The sequence below is a fragment of the Pseudomonas mohnii genome (assembly GCF_900105115.1).
Taxonomy (GTDB): domain Bacteria; phylum Pseudomonadota; class Gammaproteobacteria; order Pseudomonadales; family Pseudomonadaceae; genus Aquipseudomonas; species Aquipseudomonas mohnii.
The window spans coordinates 6,163,233-6,188,435 of sequence record NZ_FNRV01000001.1 but is presented as its reverse complement, the minus strand read 5'-3'; the positions used below and the strand labels follow the sequence as shown (position 1 = coordinate 6,188,435).

Below are 25,203 nucleotides of genomic sequence, written 5' to 3'. Positions count from 1 at the left end.
CCCTGCGCGCAAGATCCGCCCCTAGGCGTAATAGCCGACCACCCGCTTCACTTTCACCAGTGCCTGACGCAACGAGTCCATGTCCACCGAGCCCAGCGCCAGGCGGATCGCGTGGGGCACATGGGTCGAGATCGCAAAGGGATCGGCGGGTGAGACCGAGACCTGCTCGCGCATCAGCGCCATGGCGATCTGGTCAGCGCGGGCATCGTCGGTCAGTGGCAGCCAGATGAAATACGAAGACGGATGGCTGATGATCCTGAGCCCCGCCAGTTCCTTGCGCGCCAGGGCCTGCCTGGCCTGGGCGTCCGCACGTTTCTGCGCTTCGAGCTTGAGGACGGTGCCGTCATCGAGCCAGCCGCAGGCGATGGCGGTCATCACGCCGGGCGTGTTCCAGGTGGTTGCCATGATCGTGCGCTCGAAGGCTGCGACCCAGGGGACGGGCGCGGCTATAAATCCGACGCGCAACCCGGTGGCGATATTCTTCGACAGGCCTGAAACGTACACCGTCCTTTCCGGCGCCAAGGTCGCCAGGGGTGGCGGAACGTCGTCGGCCAGAAAGGCGTAGGCCGCGTCCTCGATGATCGTCAGATCATGCCGGCGGGCTATCGACACCAACTGCTCCCGCTGTTCGGTCGACATCACCCAGCCCAAGGGGTTGTGCAGCGTCGGCATCGCGTAGACGGCCCGTACCGATCGAGTCCGGCACAGCTTTTCGAGGGCGGGCAGGTCAGGCCCCTGGTCCGTGACGGGAATGGGCAAGAGCTCCAGATGCAGGGTTTCGGCCAGCGTCTTGAAACCAGGGTACGTCAACGCATCCGCAGCGATCACATCGCCGGGCTTGAGCAAGGTCATCAGGGTCACCGCCAGGCCGTGCTGGGCGCCGCTGACGATCATGACCTGTTCGGCCGGCACGTTGAGCCCGCGCTCACTCAGGTGCCGCGCCACCGAGGCCCGTTCATGCAAACGCCCCGCGTGAGGCTGGTAACGCAGCAGCGCTTCGAGGTCCCCGGACAACGCCAACTGACGCAGGGCGTTGCGCAACAGATCGGCCTGACCGGGCAACGACGGATAGTTGAAGTTGAGGTCAATCATCCCCGCCGCCACCACGGACTGGGCAATGCCTTGACCGGGCGGCAGCGACGTCTCCCGGACAAAGGTGCCGCGCCCGGTTTCGCCACTGACCAGGCCCATGCTTTCAAGCTCGGCGTACACCCGGCTGGCCGTGACCAGCGCCAAGCCTTGCTCGGAGGCGAGTTGCCGGTGAGTCGGCAAGCGTGTACCGGGCGACAGGCGACCAGCGCGGATGTCGGCGGCAAAGGCGTCTACCAGGGATTTGTAGCGGGAGCGAGGCATGTCGAGATGTATCCATGACAATTTTTTGATTGTACCGATAGTCGGCCATAGGATGGCTTTCGTGCAACCAGACTTTGAGCGAGAGCGAAATGGAACGGACTTCGAACCTGCAACACCCGTCACTGCAAAGCAACGCCAGCGGCTGGATCAATGGCCTGATCGGCGTGGTGATCTTTAGCGGCTCGCTGCCTGCGACGCGGGTGGCGGTGCTGGAGTTCGATCCGGTATTCCTGACGGTCGCCCGCGCCACCCTCGCGGCGATCCTGGCACTGTGCCTGTTACTGCTGTTCAAGGAAAAGCGCCCCGCGCGCCAGCAACTGCTGCCCTTGGCCATCGTGGCCTTGGGTGTGGTGGTCGGCTTTCCGCTGTTGACGGCACTGGCGCTGCAATACGTGACGTCCGCACACTCCATCGTGTTCGTCGGCCTGTTGCCGCTGGCGACTGCGGTATTCGGGGTCTTGCGCGGTGGCGAGCGGCCCCGGCCAGTGTTCTGGGTGTTCTCGGTACTGGGCAGCCTGCTGGTCGTCGGTTTCGCCGCGTCCCAGGGACTGACCGCGGCACCGCAAGGCGATCTCTTGATGCTGCTGGCAATCCTGGCCTGCGGCCTTGGCTATGCCGAAGGCGCGAAGCTGTCCAGGACGCTCGGTGGCTGGCAGGTGATTTCCTGGGCGCTGGTGTTGGCGCTGCCGATCATGGCAGCCGTGACCTGGTGGCGAGTGCCCGCGACCTTCGCCAACATCAGCGCGCCCGCCTGGCTCAGCCTGGGGTACGTGTCACTGTTCAGCATGCTGATCGGCTTTGTGTTCTGGTATCGCGGCCTCGCCCAAGGCGGAATCGCCGCCGTCGGCCAACTGCAATTGCTGCAGCCGTTTTTTGGCCTGGCGCTGGCGGCGACCCTGCTGCACGAACAGGTCAGCCTTGGGATGCTTGGCGTGACAGTCGCGGTGATCCTCTGCGTGGCCGGAGCGAAAAAGTTCTCCCGCTAGCCACTGATACGGCACTTTAGGTCCATGACTGTACGGGGCGCCCCCTTCAAGGGCTGTGATAAAAATACGCTCTCGCTACTGGAGCCCATCATGGACCTCGCCACCCTCTCCCTCTTTCTCCCGGCCTGCTTCGCCCTGAACATGGCACCCGGCCCGAACAACCTGCTGTCGGTGAGCAATTCGACCCGCTACGGCTATCGCACCGCGTGCCTGGCCGGCCTAGGGCGCCTGCTGGCGTTCGCCGGGATGATCGCTCTGGCCTCGGCTGGTCTGGCGGTGGTGCTGCAAACCTCGGAATTGTTGTTCTACGGGATCAAGATTCTCGGTGCGGCCTACCTGTTCTACCTGGCCTGGCAGTTGTGGCGTGCCGATCCCGGCGTGGAGAACGTGGTGGCCAGCGCTCCGGTGGGGATGCTGGCGCTGGCCCGGCAAGAGTTTCTGGTGGCAGCGGGCAATCCGAAGGCGATCCTGATCTTCACCGCGTTCCTGCCGCAATTCGTCGACGCGACCCGCGCCATCACCCCGCAGTTCGCGGTGCTGGGTGCACTGTTCCTGATACTGGAATGGATCGCCATCGCGGCCTATGCCTACATGGGCCTGCACATGCGCCGCTGGTTTGCCAAGCCGGCGGGCAAGCGCCTCTTCAACCGCTGCTGCGCGGGGCTGCTGTCGGCGGCGGCTTCGGTGTTGCTGATGGCGCGTCGGGCCTGAGCCGTTTTTTATTCATGGCCCTCTCCATCAGCATGGATCGGGCACCGCGCCTGTGACTAAATAGATCATCCCGCCATTGATGTGAAAGCCAGGCCCCAATGAACACAAGCATTCTTTACGCCCTTGCCGCCGCTGCGCTGTTTGGTGCAAGTACGCCATTGGCCAAGCTGTTGGGGCTGAACCTTTCGCCCATCCTGCTGGCCGGACTGCTGTACATGGGCAGCGGCCTGGGATTGACCCTTGCCCGATTGATCCGCGACCGGGGCTGGCGCCCCAGCGGGCTGACCTCTGCGGAATGGCCCTGGCTGATCGGCGCGATTGCATTTGGCGGGATTCTCGGCCCCGTGGCATTGATGTCTGGCTTGACCTCAACCTCTGGCGCCACAGCCTCCTTGATGCTGAACCTCGAATCAGTACTGACCGCCGTGCTGGCGTGGGTGGTGTTTAAAGAGAACGCCGACCGACGCATCGTCATCGGCATGCTGGCGATCGTCGCAGGGGGCGTGCTGCTGGCCTGGCCACAGGGAGCGGTTCACTCCCAGGGCTGGACCGGGCCGCTGTGTGTCGCCCTGGCCTGCGCCTGTTGGGCTATCGATAACAATCTGACGCGCAAAGTGTCAGCCTCGGACGCGCTGTTCATTGCGGGTGTAAAGGGTTTGTGCGCCGGGTTGGTGAACTGTTCCCTGGCGCTGTCGCTCGGTGCATCGTTGCCACCGATGACGGTGCTTGGCCCAACCCTGATCGTCGGCCTGCTCGGTTACGGTATCAGCCTGGTGTTGTTTGTACTGGCCTTGCGCGGGCTGGGTTCCGCACGCACGGGCGCCTATTTTTCCACCGCGCCGTTCCTCGGCGCCGCCATTGCCATCCTGCTGCTGGGCGAATCGGTGACGGCGAGTTTTTGGGTGGCTTCTTTGTTGATGGGGCTGGGGGTCTGGATTCACCTCAAGGAAAGCCATGCCCATGAACATGAGCACCAAACCCTTCTTCACCGTCATCGACACGTCCACGATGAACACCACCAACACGAACATGCATTCGAGTGGGACGGCACCGAACCCCACAGCCATGAACACCAACACACGCCCCTGCGTCACAGCCATGCGCACTTTCCAGACATCCATCATCGTCACAAGCACTAGTCGAGCACCGGCACCTCCTGATGGAGCGGGTCTGGAACGCTCCGCAATTCTCTGTCGATTTTCCGGTGGAGACCGTCTGATTCGACCTCTATGCTGGCCCCATGAACGTACACAGCACGCAACTTCCGCCCCATGCCGAGATGGTTCGCGCCATGCTCGAACGCGACACCGCCTACGAGGGGGTGTTTTTTACCGCGGTCAAAACCACCGGGATTTTCTGTCGTCCCAGCTGCACGGCACGCAAGCCAAAGCCGGAGAACGTCGAGTTCTTCGCCCATGCCGACGAGTGCCTGTCGGCGGGCTATCGCGCCTGCCTGCGCTGTAAACCCCTGGACGCCGCGGCCATCGCCCCGGATTGGGTACAGACGCTGCTCAAGTCGGTGGAAGCCGATCCCGAGCAGCGCTGGACCGATGCCCGGTTGCTGGCCGCCGGCATCGAGCCGCTGAAACTGCGGCGCTGGTTCAAGCAGCATTTCGGCATGACCTTTCATGCCTGGTTGCGCACGCGCCGCCTCGGCATGGCGCTGGGCGGCATCAAACAGGGCGACTCCATCGACAGCGCAGCGTTCGACTGCGGCTACGAGTCCCTGAGCGGTTTTCGCGATGCCTTCCGCAAATCCTTCCACATCACCCCCGGTCGCGCAGCCAACAGTGAGCCGCTGCTGTTCACGCGCCTGACCACGCCGCTGGGACCGATGATCGCCATGGCCGAGCGCCGTGGGCTGGTGTTGCTGGAGTTCCTCGACCGGCCGGTGTTGACCCGGGAGATTGAAGCCCTGCAGAACCGTTTCGGCTATGCCGTGGCGCCAGGACACAACCACCACCTGCAGCAAATCGAGCAGGAACTGGCGCGGTACTTCGCCGGCGACTTGACCGAGTTCAACGTGGCGCTGCACCTGCCCGGCAGCGAGTTTTCCCGCCAGGTCTGGGCCATCCTGGCGACCATCCCTTACGGCCAGACCACCACCTACGGGGCCATCGCCGCCAGGCTGGGCAAACCCGGCGCCAGCCGCGCGGTCGGCCTGGCCAATGGGCACAACCGCCTTTCGATCGTCCTGCCGTGCCACCGGGTGATCGGTGCCGATGGCTCGCTGACGGGCTATGGTGGAGGGCAGCCGCGCAAGGCGTTTCTGCTCAGGCTGGAAAAAGCCGCCGTGCAGATCACCCAACAACTCGCCTTCTGATCGCCCACTGTTTTTCACAAGAAAGGAAACCCGATGGACTGGCGCGACAATCAATGGCACCCACAGACCCACGGCGAAATCCACGCGCCATTAAAGCCCTGCGCAAATGCCTGAGCCCATACCCGACCGCTACCGACCCGCCACGGTGTTCTTGTCGTCAGTCGATGAGGACTGGCGCCGACACATCGCGGCGGTCGGCCCGTGCCTGCACCAACCCCACGCCGCCCGCGATCCTTATGAGTCGCTGGTACGGTCGATTGCCTATCAGCAACTGCATGCCCGGGCCGGCGATGCGATCATCGGTCGGTTGCTCGCCCTGTTCCCGTCCGGCCTGTTCCCCAGGCCCGAGCAGGTCGTGGCCAGCGACTTCGATCAACTGCGCGGTTGCGGGTTCTCCGCCAGCAAGATCGCCACTATTCAAGGCATCGCCCAGGCGACCCTCGAGGGCGTCGTGCCGGATTACGCCACCGCGCTGGCCATGGACGATGAAGCGTTGATCGAGCGCTTGATCACCCTGCGCGGGGTGGGCCGCTGGACCGTGGAAATGCTGCTGATCTATAGCCTGGAACGGCCGGACATCCTGCCGGCCGACGACTTCGGGGTGCGTGAGGGTTATCGGCGGCTCAAGGGCCTGGACGCACAGCCGACGCGCAAGCAGATGGTTGAAATCGGCTTGGCGTGGAGCCCTTATCGGACGGTGGCTTCCTGGTATTTGTGGCGGGTGTCCAACCGATAGACCGCGTTATCGTTCTTCGCGAGCAGGCTCCGGCGGCGTTGCGACGATGGCGCCCGCCGATTCAACACATCACCCAACGCCAGTCACAACCCCGATTTCAACCGGCTGAACGCCCGGATCAGCGCCCGGTTGAAGTCCTTGCCGTTGTCATTCTTGCTGTACAACGAAGCGCGAACCTCGGTCGGCGGGTAAGTCCCCGGATCATTGCGAATCGCCGGGTCGATCAAGCTGTCCGCCGCAGTGATCGCGTTGGCGTAGTGAATGGTATCGGTGATCGGCGCTATCACTTCAGGCGTCATCAAATAGTCCATCAGAGCCAGGCCGGCCTGCGGATGAGGCGCATCCTTGGGAATGACCATGGCATCGAACCAGATCAACGTGCCCTCCTTCGGTATCCGGTAACCGAGCTTGTAAGGTTTGCCCGCCGCTTCGGCCTGGCCGGCAGCGATGGCCACGTTGCCGTTCCACGACATCGCCACACAGGTGTTGCCATTGGCCAGGTCGCTGATGTTCAGGTCGTTGTCGAAGTAGCGAATGTAGGGGCGGATCTTCGCCAGTTGCGCCTCGGCGCGTTTCAGGTCATCGAGGTTCTGGCGGTTGATGTCCAGGCCCATGTACTTCATGACCGCCGCGAACACCTCGTTGGGATCATTGAGCAGGCTGACCCCGCAATCGGCGAATTTCGCCACCACCGCCGGGTCGAACAGCATTGCCCAACTGTCCGTCGGCGCGTCGGGCAGGCGCTGTTTGACCGCCTCATCCTGAAAGCCCACGCCCGTGGTGCCCCAGGCGTAGATCCCGGCATAGCGATTGCCCGGATCGAACACCGCCATATGCTGACGAAACTCCTCGCCGACGCCTGCAAAGTGCGGCAGTCGCTGCTTGTCCACGGGCTGGATCGCGCCGCTCTGGATGGCCCGGGACAGATGCTGTCCGGCAGTCAGCACCAGGTCGTAGCCGCTGCGGCCGGTGAGCAGTTTGGTCTCGACGGTTTCCAGAGAGTCAAAGTGATCGGCGACCACATGGATACCGGTTTGTTTCTCGAAATGGGTCAGGGTGTCCGGGGCCAGGTACTCGCCCCATATATAGAGATTCACCACTGGTTTTGGGGTGTCGGCGGCCTGCACACACAGGGGTGCAAGCACCAGCAGTATTGCTTGAGTCAGTTTGTGCAGGCCCATGGTCACGCTCCCTTTTTGTGGCTGGCGGCGCCGGCGTACTGAGGCATGGTGATGCACGCGACGTTGCCGCCACCGAGGAGAATTTCCCGGGAGTTTTCGATGCCGACGATTTTGTGCCGAGGGAACAGTTCCGCCAGGGTCGCCTGCGCCACCTGGTCGTTGCGATCACCAAACAGCGGCACCACGATCGACGTGTTACCGGCGTAGTAGTTGATGTAGGACGCACAGATTTTGGTGCCGGCCTGGCGGGTGTGGGTGCTGTCCTGCTGGTCCAGGCCTTCGGCCTCTTCAGCGGTCCATTCCAACACATCCGGTTGCGGCAGTTTGTGCACGATCAGCTCGCGGCCACGGCTGTCGCGGGTGCTGCGCAGGATGTCGTAGGCCTCCTGGTAGATTTCCCACTGCGGGTCATCGCGGTTATCGGTCCATTGCAGCACCACTTCTCCGGGGCGCACGAAGCATGCAAGGTCATCGACATGGCCATCGGTTTCGTCGAACTTGCAGCCCCGCGGCAGCCAGATGATTTGCTCGGCGCCCAGGTAATCGGTCAGGCGCCGGGTGACTTCGTCCTTGCCCAGGTGCTGATTGCGATTGCGATTGAGCAGGCATTGTTCGGTGGTGAGAATGCTGCCCTGGCCATCGCTCTGGATACCGCCCATTTCGGCAATCAACGGTGCGCGATAGCGGTCGAAGCGTTCGATTTCGAGGATCTTGCTCGCGATCTGGTCGTCCTTGTCCCATGGATAGTACAAACCGCCGTCGAGTCCGCCGTAGGCGTTGAATTCAAAGTCGACGCCGCGCACTTCGCCGCTCTGGTCGTTGACCACGAAGCACGGGCCGCTGTCGCGAAACCAGGTGTCGTTGCAGGTCATTTCGACCACCCGCACTTGCGGCGGCAACTGGCGGCGTGCGGTGGCGAACTGGGCAGCGGAGGCACACACGGTAACCGGTTCGCTCTGGGCGATTGCGGTGACGATCTGCACCCAGACTTTCTGTGCAGGCTTGGCGCCATTGCGCCAGACGTCGGTGCGCTCCGGCCAGCCAAGCCAGCAGCCGGACTTGGTTTCGAATTCGCCGGGCAAACGGAAACCGTCGAGTTTGGGAGTGGAATCGAGCAAACGTGCCATGGGCCTACCTCATTAGCGGGGATTGGAATGACCACAGGCTAAGGTCGTTGGCGGCCTCCTCGCCAACGATGATTATTTCGGAATACTTGAATTCAACTCATCAATCGACCAGCTGATCGTTGAACCATTCCAGCATCTGCGCGACCGCCGGCCGCTCCAGGCGCACCCGTTCACACACCAGCGCGTATTGGCCCAACGCGGTCATGCTGGAGGTAAAAGGCCGGACCAGACGGCCGCTGAGCAAGTCTTCCTGGGCGGTCAGGTTATCGCCCATGGCCACGCCCTGCCCCTGGGCCGCGGCCTCAAGCGCCAATCCGGCATGGGCGAAATACAGCTGCCGTTCGGGGCGCTGATCGCCGGCGTGGCTGGTGAGCCAGGCGGTCCAGGTCTTGCCGTCCTGATCGTCGTGGAGCAGGCAGTGACGGGCCAGATCCCTGGGGGCTTTCAGCGTGCCCTGGTTGAACAGACCGGGACTGCACACCGGAAAAAACTGCAACGCCGGCAGCGGCCGGACGAAATACGCACTGCTGTCCACCGGGCCGGTACCGTAGGTGATGGCGAGGTCGATGTCTTCCCCCGGCGCCGTGGCATCAATCGGTTGTTCGTAAAGGTGCAAGGTGATGTGTGGATAGCGCGCATAGAAATCGGTGAGGCGGCTCATCAGCCACTTTTGCGCCAGTTCGGCGGTCACCGCCAGGCGCAACACCGCGAGGGACGAGGGGTCGCGTAATTCGTCGCAGGCATCACCGATCAATTCGAAGGCCTGCTGCAAACTTTGCATCAAACGCCCGGCAGCCATGGTCGGACGAATTTGCCGGCCTTCGCGAATAAACAACGACACGCCCAGTTGTTCTTCCAGCTGACGAATCTGATGGCTGACGGCGCTGTCGGTCACACACAACTCAGCGGCTGCCCGACCGAAATGGGCATGGCGCGCGGCGCATTCGAAGGTTCGCAGTGCTGCCAGGGAGGGTAGTCGTCGCATCGGGCCTGGTCCGGAGAGGGAGGTACCCATGCTGACTTGGCTGTCGGTAACCGTCCAGTGGCACCGCGTTATCGTTCATCGCTGGCTGGCCAGCGAAGACGTCAGCAAGCTCACCACAGACCTTCTAGGCTGAACGAACGATTTCAGTCCTCTGGAGAGCACCATGCGACTCGACGGTTCCTGCCATTGCGGCGCGGTGTCATTCAGCCTGACCAGCGCCAACCCCTACCCCTATCAACGCTGCTATTGCTCGATCTGCCGCAAGACCCAGGGCGGTGGCGGCTATGCGATCAACCTCGGCGGCGATGCCGCCAGCCTGAAAGTACGCGGGCGCAAGCACATCGCGATCTACCATGCGCGGCTCAAGAATGAAGGTGACAAACGCGCCCACAGCAGCACCGCCGAGCGGCATTTCTGCTCGTTGTGCGGTTCGGGCTTGTGGTTGTTCAGTCCTGAATGGCCCGAGCTGATTCACCCGTTCGCCTCGGCCATCGACACCCCGCTACCGATCCCGCCGGAACACACGCACCTGATGCTCGGCTCGAAAGCCTCGTGGGTGGAGGTCGAAGCGCATGGGAAGGACCGGCACAGTTCGATGTCTATCCCGAGGAGTCCATTGCGCAGTGGCATGAGCGCCTGGGGCTGAGCCGCTAGGCTCGCGATCCAGGCACCAGCGCGATCCCCCTGTAGGAGCGAGCCTGCTCGCGAAGCACCCAAAGACGCCGCATTTAACCTGAACGTCCGCGTAATCGTTGGCGACCATCGCGAGCAGGTTCGCTCCTACAGGGACGGTATTTTGAAGGGCAAATTCCAGGTATAAAAAATCACCCCGGAGGGTCATGCGGTTCAGGCCGCGGTCGGCACACCACTGTGGAAGCGGAACTCCACATCCGGCGACTCGATCAGCTCCTGCTCGGCGGCGCGGACCTTGTCGATGACCTGGGCGATATCCTTGGCATCTCCGTACTGATAGGCCAGTTTCAGGTAACCCTGGAAATGCCGGGCTTCACTTTTAAGCAGGCCGAAATAGAACTTGCCCAGCTCTTCGTCCAGATGCGGCACCAAGGCTTCGAAACGCTCGCAACTGCGGGCCTCGATGAACGCGCCGACCACCAGGGTATCCACCAGTTTCACCGGTTCGTGACTGCGCACCACTTTGCGCAACCCCGAGGCGTAACGCCCGGCGGACAGCTGACGCAGTCCGATCTTGCGTTTTTTCATCAGACGCATGACCTGCTCGTGGTGCACCAGCTCTTCCCGGGCCAGGCGCGACATCATGTTGATCAGATCGACGTGGGAGTGATACTTGGCAATCAGGCTGAGCGCCGTGCTGGCAGCCTTGAATTCGCAGTTCTTATGGTCGATCAGCAGGGTTTCCTGATCGGCCAGTGCGGCTTGAACCCAACCATCGGGGGTACGGCAGCCAAGGAATTCGTGTATTTCGGGAAGGATCATGGGGCCCACGGACAAAAGGTTCAAAACGAAGGGCGCCGATTATACCGGCCTGCCCGAAGACCACCAGTCGCTACCGTTGATATGCATCAAGTCCCGTGCAGGCGACCAGCATCTATAGTAGTTTCACGCCATCCTTACTTTCCGGAGATCCCGATCATGCAAGCCATTCGCAGCATTCTGGTGGTTCTTGAACCCGAGCACTCGGAAAGCCTCGCGCTCAAGCGCGCCAAATTGATTGCCGGCGTGACCCGGGCCCATTTGCACCTGTTGGTCTGCGACCGCAAGCACGACCACAGCGCCATGCTCGGCGTGCTCAAGGCGGCGCTGGTGGCGGATGGCTATAGCGTCACCACCGAACAGGCCTGGGAAAGCAGCCTGCATGAAACCATCGTCACGGTGCAGCAAGCCGAAGGCTGCGGTCTGGTGATCAAGCAGCATTACCCCGACAGCCCGCTGAAAAAGGCCCTGCTGACCCCGGAAGACTGGAAAGTGTTGCGCACCTGCCCGACTCCGGTCCTGCTGGTGAAAACCGCAGGTTCCTGGAAGGACAAAGTGATTCTGGCAGCCGTAGATGTCGGCAACATCGACAGTGAGCACCGCCATCTGCACAACACCATCATCGATTACGGCTATGACATTGCCAGCATGGCCAAAGCGCACTTGCATGTCATCAGCGCCCATCCGTCGCCCATGCTGTCGTCGGCCGACCCGACCTTCCAGCTCAGCGAAACCATCGAGGCGCGCTATCGCGAACAGTGCAAGGCGTTCCAGGCGGAGTTCGACGTCGACGATGAACACCTGCACATCGCAGAAGGCCCGGCGGACGTGCTGATCCCGTTCATGGTGCACAAGCTGCAGGCGGCCGTGACGGTGATTGGCACCGTGGCGCGCAGCGGATTATCCGGGACGTTGATCGGCAATACGGCGGAAGTGGTGCTCGATGCGGTGGAGAGCGATGTGCTGGTGCTCAAGCCCCAGGAAGTCGAGGATCACCTGGAGGAAATCGCGAGCAAGCATTAAGCCCTGCTGTGCCTGACAGATGACCATCGCGGGCAAGCCCGCTCCCACGGGGTTTTCATCGACCTTGCGGGAGCGGGCTTGCCCGCGATGCTATTTATTAGCCGCCGAATGCATCATTCAGAAACCCCGGCGCGATATAGCGCTGGTAATGAGCTTCTGAAAGCAAAAAGAATTCCCGATCAATGGCGTCCCGCAGCTCCGGCAGGTTCCAGTCGCGAAACTCCGGCAACAGCACCATGCCGTAGGCTTCCAGGTTGTTGATCACCCGCGCGCCCCGTGCAATCAACTGATAAGCCCAGCAGTATTCCGACTGGTGGGGCACGAAGCGGATCTTGCGCTGCTCCAGCTGCATCCGGAGCAGCGCCGGATCAAAAATTTCCACCTTGGCCGCCATCACCTGGGACAACAACTGCTCAAGACGCAGCCATACCGCGCGCTTTTCTTCTTCGTTGTAGCCGTTCCAGTGAATCACTTCATGATGGAAACGCTTGCAGCCACGGCACACCAGATCACCGTAAACGGTGGAGCAGAGGCCGACGCAAGGGGTCTTGATGGTCTGATTGGGCATAGGGGAGAACGCGAAAAAGCAAAACAGAGTGGCATGTTAGCCCTTTGTCCGCCATTGATCACCCCTCAACGCTCTGCGCATCCGGCGCGTCAACATTCCGGGGTCGGCTGTCCACCAAAGTCCAATAGAGCCCGACTTACCTTTAAATTTTTTTTACCGTAGAATCAGCCAGCCTTTTTAGGCGCCAATGTCCGTTGGAAGCTGTTTTCAAAGCGTCACGAGCACAGTCGTTCCTTCAGAACGGTGTTGGCGAAAGGTTTTTTCCAGCGGGGAAAAACCCGACGCCAACCCTCATCAGCTCCCGTTCTGCAGGCGTAAAACTTTGAAAGCAGCTTCTGTAAGAAATTGCCGGTAATTCTGGCTAAGTGGCTCACAACGCCATGAAGCGCATGAGTACGGCAATTTCTGGATGAGCGTCCCGGACACCCATTTGGGACCACTGATGAGGGTAATACTGTGCTTGAAGCCTACCGCAAACATATCGAAGAGCGTGCAGCACTGGGTATCGTTCCCCAGCCGCTAAACGCCGAACAAACTGCAGGCCTGGTCGAGCTGCTGAAAAATCCCCCGGCTGGCGAAGAAGCTTTCCTCGTTGACCTGATCACCAATCGCGTTCCACCTGGAGTGGACGAAGCAGCCTATGTCAAGGCCGGCTTCCTGTCCGCCATCGCCAAAGGCGAAGCCAAATCCCCTCTGATCGACAAAAAACGCGCTGTTGAACTGCTCGGCACCATGCAGGGCGGCTACAACATCGTGACCCTGGTGAACCTGCTGGACGACGCCGAACTGGCACCAGTAGCGGCCGAAGAACTCAAGCACACCCTGTTGATGTTCGACGCCTTCCACGACGTCGCTGAAAAAGCCAAGAACGGTAATGTTCACGCCAAGGGCGTACTGCAATCCTGGGCTGACGGCGAGTGGTTCGTGAAGCGCCCGGTGCTGGCCGACAAGATCAGCCTGCGCGTGTTCAAAGTCACCGGCGAGACCAACACCGACGACCTGTCACCTGCTCCGGATGCCTGGTCCCGTCCAGACATCCCGCTGCACGCCCTGGCCATGCTGAAAATGGCTCGCGACGGCATCGTGCCTGACGCACAAGGCGTCACCGGTCCGATGAAGCAGATCGAAGAAATGCGCAACGCCGGCTTCCCGATCGCCTACGTCGGCGACGTGGTCGGTACCGGTTCTTCGCGTAAATCCGCTACCAACTCGGTACTGTGGTTCTTCGGCGACGACGTTCCTTACGTGCCGAACAAGCGCGCAGGCGGTTTCTGCTTCGGCAGCAAGATCGCTCCGATCTTCTACAACACCATGGAAGATGCCGGCGCACTGCCGATCGAGTTCGACGTTTCCAACATGAACATGGGCGACGTGATCGACCTGTACCCGCATGCTGGCAAAGTCTGCAAGCACGGTACCGACGAAGTCCTGACCACCTTCGAAATGAAGACTCCGGTCCTGTTGGACGAAGTTCGCGCCGGCGGCCGTATTCCGCTGATCATCGGCCGTGGCCTGACCGAGAAGGCTCGCGCCGAACTGGGTCTGCCACCTTCGACTCTGTTCAAGAAGCCTGAAGCACCGGCTGAAAGCACCAAGGGTTTCACCCTGGCGCAGAAAATGGTCGGCAAGGCTTGCGGCGTGACTGGCATTCGTCCAGGCACCTACTGCGAACCGAAAATGACCACCGTGGGTTCCCAGGACACCACCGGTCCAATGACCCGTGACGAACTGAAAGACCTGGCGTGCCTGGGCTTCTCGACCGATCTGGTGATGCAGTCCTTCTGCCACACCGCGGCTTACCCTAAGCCGATCGACGTGACCACCCACCACACCCTGCCTGACTTCATCATGACCCGTGGCGGCGTTTCCCTGCGTCCGGGCGACGGCATCATCCACTCGTGGCTGAACCGCATGCTGCTGCCAGACACCGTCGGTACCGGTGGTGACTCGCACACCCGTTTCCCGATCGGTATCTCGTTCCCGGCCGGTTCCGGTCTGGTTGCGTTCGCCGCAGCCACCGGCGTCATGCCGCTGGACATGCCTGAGTCGATCCTGGTTCGCTTCAAGGGCGAACTGCAACCAGGCGTCACCCTGCGTGACCTGGTTCACGCCATTCCTTACTACGCGATCCAGGCTGGCCTGCTGACCGTAGAGAAGAAAGGCAAGAAAAACGCCTTCTCCGGTCGCATCCTGGAGATCGAAGGTCTGGAAAAACTGACCGTCGAGCAAGCGTTCGAACTGTCCGACGCCTCGGCCGAACGTTCGGCTGCCGGTTGCACCATCAAGCTGTCCAAAGAGTCGATCGCCGAATACCTGAAGTCGAACATCACCCTGCTGCGCTGGATGATCGGCGAAGGCTACGGCGATGCGCGTACCCTGGAGCGTCGTGCTCAAGCGATGGAAGCCTGGCTGGCCAACCCTGAGCTGCTGGAAGCGGACAAAGACGCTGAATACGCCGAAGTCATCGAGATCGACCTGGCCGACGTCAAGGAGCCTGTGCTCTGCGCGCCGAACGACCCGGACGACGCTCGCCTGCTCTCCAGCGTTGCTGGCGAGAAAATCGACGAAGTGTTCATCGGTTCGTGCATGACCAACATCGGTCACTTCCGCGCTGCCGGCAAGTTGCTGGAACAGGTCAAAGGTCAGCTGCCTACCCGTCTGTGGCTGTCGCCGCCGACCAAGATGGACGCTCACCAACTGACCGAAGAAGGCTACTACGGCATCTACGGCAAGGCTGGCGCGCGCATGGAAATGCCGGGCTGCTCGCTGTGCATGGGTAACCAGGCACGTGTAGAGCCGAACTCGACTGTCGTGTCGACTTCGACCCGTAACTTCCCGAACCGTCTGGGTGACGGCGCGAACGTCTACCTGGCTTCGGCCGAGCTGGCGTCGGTGGCTTCCATCCTGGGTCGCCTGCCGACCGTCGAGGAGTACATGGAATACGCTGGCAAGATCGACAGCATGGCGGCTGATGTCTACCGCTACCTGTCCTTCGACCAGATCGCCGAGTTCCGCGAAGCGGCTGCGAACGCCAACATCCCGGTCGTTCAAGCCTAACGCTGCAAGGCAATGAAAAACGCCGCCCATCGTGAGATGAGCGGCGTTTTTTTATGCCCAGGTTTTAATGGCATACCCCTTGTGGGAGCGAGCTTGCCCGCGATGGCGACCTGACATTCACCTCTCTGTTGCCTGACAGGCCGCCTCGAGAGCAATCTCGTTGCCACAGGTCATGCCTTAATCCTTGTAGGCTCGTTGCACAGCGCCATCCACGCTCAGCCCGCTGAGCATCACCCCGTTGGCCCGAACTTCGGGCAACGCCGACAATACCGATTCCGCACTGTCCTTGAGACGCGCCAGAATCAGTCGTTTGCCTTCGTTATGCACCCGGACGAAAAACTCCTGCATCGCCTCGATGCTGGTGCCATCCAGATCAGGGGACTCTTCCAGACTGAGGATCACGGTATGGATCGGTGCCGGTGGGTGCCGGATCAAGTGCAAGGCAGCACCGAGAATCCGCTCGACATTGGCAAAAAACAACGCTTCATCCGGTCGCACGACCAGGACGCCCGGCACGGTTTCCGCCGCGGGATGACGTTGCACGTCGACAAAGTCATGCCCGCCGTCGATCCGGCCGAGAATCTGGATATTGGCCGCCGACATTTGCTTGAGCATCAGCAGCACGCTGATCGCCACGGACACCAGCAAGCCGTCCAGCACCCCCAGCAGTAACACCGCGCCCACGGCGCACATCACCAGCACACGGTCACGCCGCCAGATGAAATATCGCCCCAACGGCTGCAGGCTCAACCCGCGCGCCAACGCATGGATGACGATGGCGGCGAGGATCGGTTCCGGGGTCAAGGCGATATACGGCAATACCGTCATGACGATGAGCAACACCACCAGCGCCGCCACGCCACCGGCCAGCCGTGAGGTGGCACCCGCCGCCTCGTTGGCCGATGTCGCCGAATACCCTGCCCCCGCCGGCAGGCCATGGAACAGGCCGGACAGCAGGTTCGAGGCCCCGAGTGCCAGCATGTCGCGGTTCGAATTCACCCGGTCACCGTGCTTGAGCGCGTAGGCGCTGATCGAGCCGTAGGACTCCGCGTACAGGATCATCACCAGGGCAAACGCCACTTCGCCCAAACGCAGCCAATCGGCAAACGGCAACACCGGCAGGTTCGGCACTTCCAGGCTCAGGTCGATGAGTCCGATCATCTTCACCCCATACGCCGACAGGTTCAGCCACTGGCCGGCCGCGATGCCGATCACCACCACCAGCAAACCACCGGGCACCCGTGGAAACCGCGAAAACAACAGCAACAACACCAGCGCCACCGCCGCCACACCGGCTGCCGGCCAGTTCCATTGCGGCAGTTGTGCGAGTAATTGCGGGGCGAAGCGCACCAGATTGGCGTCGATCAGATGCACACCGACCACACTGGCGACCTGCTTGAGAATGATGGTCAGCGCCAGGCCAAAGGCAAACCCGCGCAACACCGGTTTGGCGATAAAGGACGTGACGCTGCCAAAGCGAAAGATCCCGGCCAGCAGAAACAGCCCGCCGGTGACCAGCACCAGCCCGGCCGCCAGGGTCGAACGCAACTGCGGGTCCCCGTTGGCCAGGGTCGCCGTCGCCGCCGCCAGCACCGCCGCCGCCGACGAAGTGGCCGAGACAATGGCAAACCGGCTGGTGCCGAACAGCCCATAACAGAGCAACCCGGCAAACAGCGCGATAACCCCGGCCTGCGGCGCCAACGCAGCAATGCTCGAATAGGCGACCGCCTCGGGCAGCAACAGACCGGCAATCGACAGCCCGGCCAGAACATCCTGCCAGCGATGGGTGGATTCAACAGGGTTGGGGGCACTCGACAAGCCACTGTCTCCAGACAAGAAAACCGCTGCACGCGTGATACGTGCAGCCGCCACTGTAGCGCAAAAGCAAACGATCGCCGTCTGTGGCTAAAGGATTTGTTCCCGCTGGCCCCGTCGCGGACGCCCGATGGACTGCCCCTCCGGCGCCACTCAATCTCGGAATCGTCCTACACATCAAAGCGATTCGCCTGACTGCGCCAAGCCGTGGACCCGCGCAAAGTCCCGTGCCTTAAAAAAAACACAGGGAAATGTGAATGCTCATTGCCGGCAAACCCGTCGTTTACAAGCTCGATATCCAGGGCTTCCCCCACGACTTTCAAGTGTTTGAGTTCAAGTTCACCGAGGCGCTCAACGAGACTTATGAGGTCAAACTGGAACTGGTCAGTGAACGCCGAGACCTTGATCTCGAATCACTTTTGCACCTGCCGGCCCATCTCTCTTTCGGTCCAGACGGCGCCGGCGTTCATGGGCAGGTTTATCGCGTCGCCCAAGGCGATTCCGGCGCCCGGTTGACCCGCTATCAGATGACGCTGGTGCCGCATCTCGCCTATCTGGCGCATCGTCACAACCAGCGAATTTTTCAGCAGCAGAACGTGCCGCAAATCATCAAAAGCGTTCTGAGCGATCACGGAATGCAGCCCAACGTCTGGCGCTTCCAGGTGAGTGCCGACTACCCACCCCGCCTGTACTGCGTGCAATACAACGAGTCAGACCTGGATTTCATCCATCGGTTATGCGAGGAAGAAGGTCTGCACTTTCATTTCCAGCACAGCGCCGATGGACACGTCCTGGTCTTCGGTGACGACCAGACCGTCTTCCCCCTGCCTGACGCACCGACAGCCTACGCACAAGATAGCGGCATGGTCGCCGCCGCAACGGTGATCGACCGCTTCAATGTCCGCCTGGAAACCCGCACCACCCAGGTCAGCCGCCGCGATTACCATTTCGAAAAACCCAATGTGCAACTGGAGGCCGAGGCCGCCGAGGCGCGTGTTCCCGTGCTGGAGGATTACGGTTTTCCCGGGCAGTTCACCCTTCGCGATCGCGGTGAGCACCTGAGCCAGCGCACCCTGGAGCGGCATCGCGCCGATTACCGTCAGGGCAACGGCCGCAGCGACCAGAGCCTGATGCGCAGTGGCAGCTTCGTCGAGATGAGCAAGCACCCGCGACCCGACTGCAACGGTTTATGGCTACTGACCCGCGTCGTGCACGTTGGTCGACAGCCACAAGTGCTGGAGGAGGCGGCGACCTCCGACGACAGTGGTGGCATCATTCAGGGCTACCGCAACCACTTTGTCGCGACGCCCTGGGATGTGATATTCCGCCCCGCACTGAAACACGCCAAACCGCGCATCCCCGGCAACCAGCACGCAGTGGTGACCGGCCCGCCCGGCGAAGAGATTTACTGCGATGCCTACGGCCGGGTAAAGGTCAAGATGATGTGGGACCGGGACGGTCAGCTCAATGAGCGGACCAGTTGCTGGCTGCGGGTGGCCACGGGCTGGGCCCATGATCGCTACGGCAGCGTGCAGATTCCACGGGTCGGCATGGAAGTGCTGGTGGGATTCGCCGAGGGTGATCCCGACAAACCGTTCGTCCTCGGTTGCCTGCCCAATGCCGTCACCCCGGTGCCGCTGGACCTTCCGGCGGAACAGACGCGCAGCATCCTGCGCAGCCAAAGCAGCCCCGGCGGTGGCGGTTACAACGAGCTGCGGATCGAGGACAGGAAAGGCGCCGAAGAAATCGCCATTCGCGCCCAGCGCGACTATGTCCAGCATGTGCTCAACGACCAACGCATCCAGGTCGACAACCAGCTGTCGGTGGTGGTCGGCGGCATTGCCAGCCATGAGCTGCACAGCGATGAACATCACCTGACCCACGGCAATCGCCTGACCGAACTCAAACAGGATGATCATCTGTGGGTGCAAGGCGACCGTCATATTCGTGTCGCCAATCAGCGACTCAGCGCCAGCCAGCATGTGCACCTCGGTGCCGGCCAGCAAGTGGTCATCGATGGTGGCGCCCATGTGACGATCAAGGCCGGCGGGCATTGGTTGACGCTGGGGCCTGAAGGCATCTTCAGCAGCGTGGCGATTGTCGAAGGTGGCGCTCCGGCGGTGGGCCTGTTGGCGGAACCCTTGGTACCGGGCGCATTGCCATTGCTGAAGGTGGCGTTCGATGCGGTTCAGCAGCGCCACGCATTGGTGTCGACCCGCGCCTCGCGCTGCCTGATCTGCGAGGCCGCCCAAGCATGAGCCTTTCGACTTCCTTGCCTGAAAATCTGCCATGGGGCGAGCAGCAGGCCTTTGTGCTGCTCGATGGCGCGACGCTGAGCGACTTGCCATCGCGGATAAAACGGCTCAACCGCGCTGCACTCACCCTGCCCCTGTACGACCAGCCACCTTTTAGCGCCTTGCGCGATGTCTCGCCATTGCTGGTGGCCGTCGAGCAACCTGACGACGCCGTGATGCAGTTTTTCATGCAACACGCCCCCATGGAGTGCGGTGTGCTGCTGTTCAGCCCGGCTCAACCCCATGTCGTCGCCGAACATTTAAGAAAGCTGCTGACCGTAGAGCTGTCCGAAGGCCTGTCGGTACTGTTGCGACTGGCCGATGCCGCCGTGATGCGAGCCTTGTTGGCCAGCGCCGATCAAAGTTTGTTCGGCCCGATGTCCTGGGTGGTGACGGCCGACTGCGTCAACACGGTCTGGCACAGTCATCGCCCTCGACAACCCGAATGCCCCGCGCTGCCCGCCCCTTATCGACTCAGCCCGGAACAGGTCGCGGCGCTGGATCAGGTTGATCATCGGCGCACGCTGCTTGAACTCGACGCACACTTGCTCAGCCATTTTCCCCAACGCCACCCCGGCGACAGTGTGGCCCAGCGCTGGGCCAGGCTTGAACAGCTGGAGGTCCAGGCCTCTGCCCTCGGGCTGCAGGGTCAATCCGAGTTGTTTTACTACGCCAATGTCGTGGCCTGGCTGGAGGGCGACGACCTCGACCGGCACCCGCACATCCGCCACTTGCTCCACACGCCTTCCCTGCAATCACCCGGCGAGCGCGTCGCGCTGGCTGCGGCCCTGGCCCATCAGTGGGCGTCTGAACGAGGCCCATCATGAACCAACACCCCGCCAACCTCGCGGCCGCCGCCGCTTCGAAATCTCCCATCGGCGCACCCGCTGCTTGCCCGCTGCGGCAAACCCATGTGCAACTGCTGCCGTTGCGTTACGGCCTGGTGGAAAAAACCCTCGACCCCGGCGCCGAACTGGAGATGCCCTACACCCTCACCGCCCGCCCCCTGGGCGTCCGCCTGCTGCGCGATGGCTGGCTGTACCTCATCGACAGCCTCAGCGGCGAGCTGTACGAGTACCGGGTGCTCGACGGTGTCGTCAGCGCGCTGCTGCACAAAGGCAAAACGGTTCACGAGGATCAGCGAGCGGCCATTGAAGAACGCCCGGCGCTGATCTTTTCCCGCAAGAGCACCCTGTACGTGACCTTCGCCGAGGTGCAGTGGAGTGCCGCCAAATGCCGTCAGGTGCTGGACAGCGCCGAGGAGCGCAAGCATTTCATGCAGGCGGTCGACCTTGGGCCGGTGCATTGCCAACTGGGTGGCGAGCACTTGCTCACCGTCGCCCAGGCCCGACAATGGCTGGCGGAAGTAGCGACCGGCGCAGAACCGGCCACCGACCCGCAAACGGGCGAGGTCGAGCTGCCCGCCGTGCAGGTCAGCGACGCCCCCGAGCACGAACGCGAGCCTTATCTGTGGGAGCAACCGCGGCGTTTCCGCGCGGCACACATCGGCGAATTCCTGGGACGGGTGCGCGCGCCTTATCAGGACGACACGCTGTTTCTGCTGGTCAACGATGACCTCGGCGTGATGCGCGATCTGGCCGACTATCAGGACACCGTGGTCGGCTGGGTCGATGACTGGAGCAACGCCGACAACAACCAGCGCGATTACCTCCTGGCCTGTTACATCGAGTCCCTGAGTCAGCTCAGCGACCAGGACATCGACAGTCTGGCCAAGGCCAACGACCAGCCGCAGGCCAAAGCCGTGTTTGCCGAACTGGAGCAGTTGCCCGAGCCGGATCGCGAGAACACCCGCAAGGCCTTGCTCGACTACCTGAACAAGGGCGGCAAGGTCGAGCCGAGCGACACCGCCGCTTCCCCGGAGCTGGAGCAATTACGGGACAAGACCCTCGACAACGCGCTGGAGCTGAACCGCTTTGACGGTGTCGCCCCGGACTTCACCGCCCACGGTCGGGCCATGGCCGACGCGGATCGACGCTACTACACCCGTCAGTCCTTCGAAGCGGTCGCTCCCGAAGACTTCGTCGATCGGCACCTTTCGGCGCTGGTCGATCTGGGCAAGGATCAGGACCTGCGCATGCGCAACGTGCTCGACGGCCCGGTGCTCAGCGGCAAGCGCGGGGTCAACGACCTGATCGACCGCCCGGCGATGGACGAGGCGTTGAACCGTCATCGCGACGACCTCGGCCGCTGGAACCGCCTGCTCGACCGCATCACCGCCGACCGCACGCAACTGCTGTGCGCCGGCCATTACCATCGCTCGGCCTGGTACTACGACGCACAAGTGCCGGCGCAACTCGGCCAGGCGTTCACCGCCGAATACGCCTGCCTCAAGGACCTCTGTCGCAGCGACGCGGCCGCCGAACTATTGCTCGGCTATCTGGAAGAACACCCGGAGCTGACCCGAGCGCTGTTCTACACCTTGCCGCTGCGTTTGCAATCCGAGCAGGTCGGGCAGTATTCAACGCTGTTCAACGCCGGCATGGCGATGTTCAACAACCTGGCGGAGTGGCTGGCCAAACTGCGGAAAATCGAGCAACCGCAGCTGCCGGCCCTCGACGATCTGCCCGACCCTACCCGCGCCGTCGCCGAGGCCGTGCAGCACACCTACAGCCCGGCGCTGAACCTGGGCCTGAGCCGCGTACTGGAAGGCTTCGACCTCTCGGCGGAGAAAATTCCCGACCTGGACGAATTGTTCCAGCGCCTGCCCAAGGGCCTGAAGCTGCGGCTCTTCGATGCCGCCAGAACCAGCGGCGTGACCTTCACCGTCGCCAGCCCCGCCGAACAGGCCGCCTTGCAACGGGAAATCAAGGACCTGCTCAGTGAACGCGACTACCTGAAAACCCTGAGCCGCGAACGCAACCAACTGACCCGCAACAAAAACCGCCAGGGCCACAAAACCCCGCGGGCCATGGAGTTGCAGCACGAAATCGTGCGGGTGCGGGCGCAACTGGCGCAGATCGAAGGACGGCTGGCCAAGGCATTGAGCCCGATTGCGGAACTACCAGATGAGTCGGCACGGCTGTACGGCGCAACCCCGGCACGGGCCGGCGTGACGGTGATGTTCCCGCCGGCCCAGCAGCAGGAGTTACGGGGTTTGTTGGGGAATATTCGGTCAGGGCTGGGCGGAGTGTCGACGGGTAGCCTGGTGAAGACTGAAGGGATGGGGTTGGTGGTGGTTTTGGTGCAGGTGGTGAATTTGGTGGGGGTATTCAAGGAAACCCTCAAACAATCAAAAAATGAACGAACTATTTGGCCACTTTTGTCTGTTGCTGCGACAACGGGAGCCGCTGGTTTCACTGCGGCCCAAAGTCTCTCAGACACCGTGTTGAAGGCTCGTAGTGCAACTCTCGTTTCAGGACTTCAGCACCATGCTTTACAGAATGTGAATGTGCAGATGGGCAAATTGCACATTGGATTGGGCATATTCACTTATAGCTTTGGGCTTGTGACTTCAATTGCCAGTCTTAAAAAGCAGATCAAAAATTGGCAGCAGGCGATCCGTAGCGGAAATCGTCCCGCACAAGCTGCAGCCGCGCTGGCTACATTGGGTGCGGGTGGAATGACTACCGTCAATGCAAATGGTCTTGGGCCAACTTTACGCGCCGGTTATACCGTCATTACCGCTGAAAAAGGCACGGTGCGCGCTACGGCGTGGGCAGCCGCCGCCACACGCCTTTCCACCGTGTTCTTCCGCTTCAACCTTGCAGGCGCGCTGTTCACCGTACTTGAACTGAGTGGCTCTTGGCTGTTCAACCGCTACAACCTCAGCGCCCACGACAAATGGCTGAAAACCACCCCTTGGAGCCGGGATGCCGAAATGCGCGGCGACCACTCACTGGATGAGTATCAAAGTTATCTGGCTTTCCTGATCCACGCACCTTACGCGCAACTGGGCCCGACCCCCTACGACTCCTGGCTGAAAAACCTGCTGTTCAAAGCCAGACCCAGCGATATCCATCTGGTGCTGCCAAGAGTGACGCTGGAAAACCTTCTGCCTCCCTTTGGCGGCAAGCCGACCCATCGACTGGGTATCGGCGCCCACCGTATTTCCATGCCCTTGCATAGCCAGGGAGCACCACGTGAACGCAAGGATGTGATCAGCGACGAGGTCGTGAGCAGCCTGCGCATCGTCAAATCAACCCCAGAAGGCTTGGTGCTCTGTCTTCGATACCCGGTCAATCCCGGCGCCGAGTACACGCCAGCGAAAGAAACACTGGAACTGACCGTCTGTATTCAGACGTTGAATGCCAAAGGCGAGTGGACGTCGCGCACCTCTGTCATACATATAGATCCTCGTGGTGAAGGCCATTTCTCGGTGGTTGCTTCCCAGTTGATCAAGGAGAAGCCTCCGGTCTTGCACGTCGAAACCGAGTTTTTGGAGAAGGCCGACCATGGCGAATAATCACGACAAGCCAATCGGCGCGCCGCAGCTTCAACAGCCCAAAAAAGCTGGAGACATCGAGCCGTTTCCCAGCGGGAAAATGACCTATCTGGCACCGCTACCACTACCAACACCAATGCCTCCCTACGGCCCGCATATTGGTGAGTTGAATGATGTGTACATGGACTTTGGGTTAGGTTCGCCTCAAATATTTTCTTGGCAAGTCATATTCGGCGGCCCGCTAACAATGACCTTTATGTTTGCTTTCTTGTTGCCGTTATTTAGTTTTTTCTTCGGACTCGTTTTAGGGTACGACTTGTTGTATTCCTGGGAGTTCGCGGAGCAGGTTTTTTTCCCATCATCAGAACTAGGATTGCAAACTGCCTTTGTATTGTTATCCATCGGCCTAGCCGTCTGGCACCACAACCACAAAAAACGCTCAACCCTCATCCCCACCCGCTTCAACCGCCAACGCCGTGAAGTCTGCTTCATGCCCTCAGGCGCGACCGAGCCCGTCTTCGTCCCCTGGGAATCCCTCTCCGCCTGGGTCATCGAAGCCCAGGGCGCCACCCAGTACGGTATCCATCGCCAGTACGGCATGGGCATCGGTTACCACCACGGCGAAACCCTCACCAGCCTCGAATTCCAGTGCGCGGGCCTGCCGCTGGTCATCAGCCACTGGGAAGCCATTCGCGGTTACATGGAATACGAAGTCAACGACCTCAAATCCATTCAGGACCTGCAAGACCTGCAAGGCCCCGACGACCCACCCCACGAAGGCCTGCACACCTTCCATAACGCCCGCGCTCGCATGCACCAGCAGATCCGCGACGGTTCGCGCAGTCGAACATCGGGTTTCTTCTGGTACCTGTACCACGTCATGACCTTGTGGACGATTCCCAACCGCCTCGTCGAATGGGAAGTGCGCCGCCTCGAAGAAATCGGCAAACAAGCCCTCCCCGACGCCATGCGCGAATGGTCGGAGCCGCTGCCGCAAGAGCAATGGGCCAAACCAAGTGAGGAATTGCTGCGGCTGAGTGAGCAGGTGCGGCAGCTGCAAAAGCGCCAGCCGCGACGGCCTATCACCGAGATTTTTGCCGAGGTGCAACGCTCGCCCTCCAACGGAAAACGTCGCGCATGAGTGGTTTTCCAGAGGTGCTCAGTGGGGTCGCTGTCCAACAGAAAGAACA

18 protein-coding genes and 1 pseudogene are annotated in these 25,203 nt (G+C 61.5%); 12 read left to right on the top strand and 7 right to left on the bottom strand.

Annotated features, from left to right (window positions below):
* Positions 1-21 precede the first annotated feature (21 nt).
* Complete coding sequence (locus BLV61_RS28860; RefSeq protein WP_090469208.1) at positions 22-1,353, bottom strand: aminotransferase-like domain-containing protein; 1,332 nt, start codon at positions 1,351-1,353, stop codon at positions 22-24.
* 89 nt (positions 1,354-1,442) lie between these two features.
* On the opposite strand from BLV61_RS28860, the gene BLV61_RS28855 reads away from it, so the two are divergent.
* The 5 genes from BLV61_RS28855 (at position 1,443) to BLV61_RS28835 (ending at position 6,109) form a co-directional block, all read left to right on the top strand.
* Positions 1,443-2,339, top strand: a complete 897-nt coding sequence (locus BLV61_RS28855) for a DMT family transporter (RefSeq protein ID WP_090469205.1) — start codon at positions 1,443-1,445, stop codon at positions 2,337-2,339.
* Between the two features lie 90 nt (positions 2,340-2,429).
* A complete protein-coding gene (locus BLV61_RS28850; protein WP_090469202.1) occupies positions 2,430-3,050 on the top strand; it encodes a LysE family translocator in 621 nt (206 codons plus the stop codon).
* 98 nt (positions 3,051-3,148) lie between these two features.
* Positions 3,149-4,189 (top strand): DMT family transporter, encoded by a 1,041-nt coding sequence (locus BLV61_RS28845; protein WP_090469199.1) that lies wholly within the window; start codon positions 3,149-3,151, stop codon positions 4,187-4,189.
* Between the two features lie 101 nt (positions 4,190-4,290).
* A complete protein-coding gene (locus tag BLV61_RS28840; protein ID WP_090469197.1) occupies positions 4,291-5,373 on the top strand; it encodes a bifunctional transcriptional activator/DNA repair enzyme AdaA in 1,083 nt (360 codons plus the stop codon).
* A gap of 106 nt (positions 5,374-5,479) precedes the next feature.
* Positions 5,480-6,109 (top strand): DNA-3-methyladenine glycosylase family protein, encoded by a 630-nt coding sequence (locus BLV61_RS28835; RefSeq protein ID WP_425272111.1) that lies wholly within the window; start codon positions 5,480-5,482, stop codon positions 6,107-6,109.
* A gap of 83 nt (positions 6,110-6,192) precedes the next feature.
* On the opposite strand, the gene BLV61_RS28830 is transcribed toward BLV61_RS28835, so the two are convergent.
* The 3 genes from BLV61_RS28830 to BLV61_RS28820 form a co-directional block, all read right to left on the bottom strand.
* Positions 6,193-7,290 (bottom strand): extracellular solute-binding protein, encoded by a 1,098-nt coding sequence (locus BLV61_RS28830; RefSeq protein WP_090469195.1) that lies wholly within the window; start codon positions 7,288-7,290, stop codon positions 6,193-6,195.
* Between the two features lie 2 nt (positions 7,291-7,292).
* Positions 7,293-8,417, bottom strand: coding sequence for an agmatine deiminase (gene aguA / locus BLV61_RS28825; protein WP_090469193.1), 1,125 nt, complete (start codon positions 8,415-8,417; stop codon positions 7,293-7,295).
* Between the two features lie 100 nt (positions 8,418-8,517).
* Positions 8,518-9,402, bottom strand: coding sequence for a LysR substrate-binding domain-containing protein (locus tag BLV61_RS28820; protein ID WP_047528263.1), 885 nt, complete (start codon positions 9,400-9,402; stop codon positions 8,518-8,520).
* A 163-nt stretch (positions 9,403-9,565) separates the two neighbouring features.
* Between BLV61_RS28820 and BLV61_RS28815 the strand changes: the two are divergent.
* Positions 9,566-10,056: pseudogene (locus BLV61_RS28815) on the top strand (GFA family protein).
* 192 nt (positions 10,057-10,248) lie between these two features.
* On the opposite strand, the gene BLV61_RS28810 reads toward BLV61_RS28815, so the two are convergent.
* Positions 10,249-10,857: a MiaE family protein gene (locus tag BLV61_RS28810; RefSeq protein WP_047528259.1), complete on the bottom strand. Its 609-nt coding sequence runs from the start codon at positions 10,855-10,857 to the stop codon at positions 10,249-10,251.
* 156 nt (positions 10,858-11,013) lie between these two features.
* Here BLV61_RS28810 and BLV61_RS28805 point away from each other — a divergent pair, with 156 nt between their 5' ends.
* Positions 11,014-11,877: a universal stress protein gene (locus tag BLV61_RS28805; RefSeq protein WP_090469191.1), complete on the top strand. Its 864-nt coding sequence runs from the start codon at positions 11,014-11,016 to the stop codon at positions 11,875-11,877.
* Between the two features lie 97 nt (positions 11,878-11,974).
* Here the strand turns inward: BLV61_RS28805 and BLV61_RS28800 are convergent, their stop codons facing one another.
* The gene (locus BLV61_RS28800) at positions 11,975-12,445 is read right to left on the bottom strand and encodes a DUF1289 domain-containing protein (protein WP_047528256.1); all 471 of its coding nucleotides are present in this window, start codon (positions 12,443-12,445) and stop codon (positions 11,975-11,977) included.
* A 456-nt stretch (positions 12,446-12,901) separates the two neighbouring features.
* Here BLV61_RS28800 and acnB point away from each other — a divergent pair, with 456 nt between their 5' ends.
* Positions 12,902-15,502: a bifunctional aconitate hydratase 2/2-methylisocitrate dehydratase gene (gene acnB, locus BLV61_RS28795; protein ID WP_090469188.1), complete on the top strand. Its 2,601-nt coding sequence runs from the start codon at positions 12,902-12,904 to the stop codon at positions 15,500-15,502.
* A gap of 177 nt (positions 15,503-15,679) precedes the next feature.
* Here the strand turns inward: acnB and BLV61_RS28790 are convergent, their stop codons facing one another.
* On the bottom strand, positions 15,680-17,320 hold the full coding sequence (locus BLV61_RS28790; protein ID WP_090469185.1) for a SulP family inorganic anion transporter: 1,641 nt from the start codon (positions 17,318-17,320) through the stop codon (positions 15,680-15,682).
* Between the two features lie 254 nt (positions 17,321-17,574).
* Between BLV61_RS28790 and BLV61_RS28785 the strand changes: the two genes are divergently transcribed.
* The 4 genes from BLV61_RS28785 to BLV61_RS28770 are packed head-to-tail and all read left to right on the top strand — an operon-like array spanning position 17,575 to position 25,154.
* Positions 17,575-19,575, top strand: a complete 2,001-nt coding sequence (locus BLV61_RS28785) for a type VI secretion system Vgr family protein (protein WP_090469183.1) — start codon at positions 17,575-17,577, stop codon at positions 19,573-19,575.
* A complete protein-coding gene (locus BLV61_RS28780; protein ID WP_090469180.1) occupies positions 19,572-20,438 on the top strand; it encodes a DUF4123 domain-containing protein in 867 nt (288 codons plus the stop codon). Before BLV61_RS28785 ends, BLV61_RS28780 begins: the two co-directional genes overlap by 4 nt.
* Positions 20,435-24,034 carry a toxin VasX gene (locus BLV61_RS28775; RefSeq protein WP_090469177.1) on the top strand — a complete coding sequence of 1,200 codons (3,600 nt, stop codon included), beginning with the start codon at positions 20,435-20,437 and terminating at the stop codon, positions 24,032-24,034. The genes BLV61_RS28780 and BLV61_RS28775 overlap by 4 nt, the downstream gene beginning before the upstream one ends.
* On the top strand, positions 24,024-25,154 hold the full coding sequence (locus BLV61_RS28770; RefSeq protein WP_090469174.1) for a hypothetical protein: 1,131 nt from the start codon (positions 24,024-24,026) through the stop codon (positions 25,152-25,154). Before BLV61_RS28775 ends, BLV61_RS28770 begins: the two co-directional genes overlap by 11 nt.
* Positions 25,155-25,203: the final 49 nt, after the last annotated feature.

What these genes read in the sequence shown, in the direction of transcription:
- BLV61_RS28820 (WP_047528263.1), bottom strand. Translation starts at nt 9,402, where the DNA reads ATGCGACGACTACCCTCCCTGGCAGCACTGCGAACCTTCGAATGCGCC.
- BLV61_RS28860 (WP_090469208.1), bottom strand. Translation starts at nt 1,353, where the DNA reads ATGCCTCGCTCCCGCTACAAATCCCTGGTAGACGCCTTTGCCGCCGAC.
- BLV61_RS28855 (WP_090469205.1), top strand. Translation starts at nt 1,443, where the DNA reads ATGGAACGGACTTCGAACCTGCAACACCCGTCACTGCAAAGCAACGCC.
- BLV61_RS28830 (WP_090469195.1), bottom strand. Translation starts at nt 7,290, where the DNA reads ATGGGCCTGCACAAACTGACTCAAGCAATACTGCTGGTGCTTGCACCC.
- BLV61_RS28775 (WP_090469177.1), top strand. Translation starts at nt 20,435, where the DNA reads ATGAACCAACACCCCGCCAACCTCGCGGCCGCCGCCGCTTCGAAATCT.
- BLV61_RS28785 (WP_090469183.1), top strand. Translation starts at nt 17,575, where the DNA reads ATGCTCATTGCCGGCAAACCCGTCGTTTACAAGCTCGATATCCAGGGC.
- BLV61_RS28770 (WP_090469174.1), top strand. Translation starts at nt 24,024, where the DNA reads ATGGCGAATAATCACGACAAGCCAATCGGCGCGCCGCAGCTTCAACAG.
- BLV61_RS28840 (WP_090469197.1), top strand. Translation starts at nt 4,291, where the DNA reads ATGAACGTACACAGCACGCAACTTCCGCCCCATGCCGAGATGGTTCGC.
- BLV61_RS28835 (WP_425272111.1), top strand. Translation starts at nt 5,480, where the DNA reads ATGCCTGAGCCCATACCCGACCGCTACCGACCCGCCACGGTGTTCTTG.
- aguA (WP_090469193.1), bottom strand. Translation starts at nt 8,417, where the DNA reads ATGGCACGTTTGCTCGATTCCACTCCCAAACTCGACGGTTTCCGTTTG.
- BLV61_RS28800 (WP_047528256.1), bottom strand. Translation starts at nt 12,445, where the DNA reads ATGCCCAATCAGACCATCAAGACCCCTTGCGTCGGCCTCTGCTCCACC.
- BLV61_RS28850 (WP_090469202.1), top strand. Translation starts at nt 2,430, where the DNA reads ATGGACCTCGCCACCCTCTCCCTCTTTCTCCCGGCCTGCTTCGCCCTG.
- BLV61_RS28805 (WP_090469191.1), top strand. Translation starts at nt 11,014, where the DNA reads ATGCAAGCCATTCGCAGCATTCTGGTGGTTCTTGAACCCGAGCACTCG.
- BLV61_RS28845 (WP_090469199.1), top strand. Translation starts at nt 3,149, where the DNA reads ATGAACACAAGCATTCTTTACGCCCTTGCCGCCGCTGCGCTGTTTGGT.
- BLV61_RS28780 (WP_090469180.1), top strand. Translation starts at nt 19,572, where the DNA reads ATGAGCCTTTCGACTTCCTTGCCTGAAAATCTGCCATGGGGCGAGCAG.
- BLV61_RS28810 (WP_047528259.1), bottom strand. Translation starts at nt 10,857, where the DNA reads ATGATCCTTCCCGAAATACACGAATTCCTTGGCTGCCGTACCCCCGAT.